The organism is Peptostreptococcus russellii, from assembly GCF_900110295.1.
GTDB classification, from domain to species: Bacteria; Bacillota; Clostridia; order Peptostreptococcales; family Peptostreptococcaceae; genus Peptostreptococcus; species Peptostreptococcus russellii_A.
Genome location: NZ_FODF01000057.1, coordinates 1 through 1,379, shown reverse-complemented (window position 1 = coordinate 1,379; position 1,379 = coordinate 1). Strand labels below are relative to the sequence as shown.

The 1,379-nt window shown below is 30.8% G+C and carries 3 protein-coding genes; all 3 read right to left on the bottom strand.

Going from position 1 to position 1,379, the window contains the following annotated elements; translation table 11 throughout:
• A partial coding sequence (locus BMY82_RS09380; RefSeq protein ID WP_330386717.1) for a ThiF family adenylyltransferase occupies positions 1-300 on the bottom strand: 300 nt, incomplete at its 3' end.
• Positions 301-302: 2 nt separating this feature from the next.
• Positions 303-497 carry a sulfur carrier protein ThiS gene (thiS, locus tag BMY82_RS09375; protein WP_091976288.1) on the bottom strand — a complete coding sequence of 65 codons (195 nt, stop codon included), beginning with the start codon at positions 495-497 and terminating at the stop codon, positions 303-305.
• 319 nt (positions 498-816) lie between these two features.
• On the bottom strand, positions 817-1,379 hold a 563-nt coding region (serS, locus tag BMY82_RS09370; protein ID WP_091976287.1), incomplete at its 5' end, for a serine--tRNA ligase.

The following is a 1,379-nucleotide window of genomic DNA, read 5'->3' as shown; positions in this document are numbered from 1 at the left end:
TTTCTCTATTTTATTTTTAATTGCTTCTGTTTTCATTTTTCCTATATCTTCCAAAAAATATGCCTGTCTATTTAAATTAGAGGCTTCCACTATATCAAAATCCACTATATGCAAATATCCAACAGAACTTCTAGCAAGCATCATAGCAATATTAGAACCAAGGCCACCCGCTCCTAATATACATACTCTAGCTTTTTGAAGCTTTTCCAGTGATTTTTCTATGTTTCTTTTAGACAGATCTTCTAAAGATACTTTTTCTTTTTTTATATTTTTATCTACATTAATTTTCTCACTATTCACTTTTAGCCACCTCCCACAAAGCATACAATTTCCACTTTATCGCCGTTTTTAAGCTTAACTTCTTCATAGCTTCCTCTTTTTACTATTTTTCCATTTACTTCTACTGCTATTCTTTCAAAATTAAATCCTTTAGTTTTTATTAGTTCCATAAGATTTATATTTTCTTCTTTTAAAACTTCTCCATTGAGCTTTATCATAGCCTTCCTCCTTTTCTAAATTTTTTCAAACACTTCTACTAAAAATATTTAAAACTCCTTATTTTTCATACTGTTTTTGTAAAAACACGAAAAAAAACGCACGAAGGAAAGCTACACCCGCGGTGGTGTACCCCTTCGTGCGAACATAATCAACACTCTATGTGAAATTATACTATAGAAGAAAATATAAATCAAGTATTTTTCTGACTTTATATTTTTTTCTAATAATTTATGAATACAAAAAAATCGACCAAGCAATTTTAATTACTTGGTCGAAAATATTCTATTTTTTACTGTTTTATTTAATTAAAATTATTTATTACTTTATTACATCACACTTCATGTATGGCTTTAATATTTCAGGAACTGCAACAGTTCCATCAGCCTGCTGGTAGTTTTCAAGTATAGCAGCTAATGTTCTACCTACTGCTAATCCAGAACCATTTAGTGTATGAACAAATTCAGTCTTAGACTCTCTATCTCTCTTGAATCTTATATTAGCACGTCTTGCCTGGAAATCTTCAAAGTTTGAACAAGAAGAAATTTCAACATATCTGTTGTAACTTGGCATCCATACTTCTATATCGTATTTCTTTGCAGCAGTAAATCCTAAATCTCCAGTACATATCTTCACTACTCTATATGGTATTTCTAGTAATTGAAGCATCTTTTCTGCATCATTTGTAAGCTTTTCAAGTTCATCATAAGAATCCTCTGGCTTAACAAACTTAACTAATTCAACCTTATTGAACTGATGTTGTCTTACAAGACCTCTAGTATCTCTACCTGCAGAACCTGCTTCAGATCTAAAACATGGAGTATAAGCACAGTGCTTAATTGGAAGTTTGTCTCCTTCTAGTATTTCACCAGCGTATATATTAG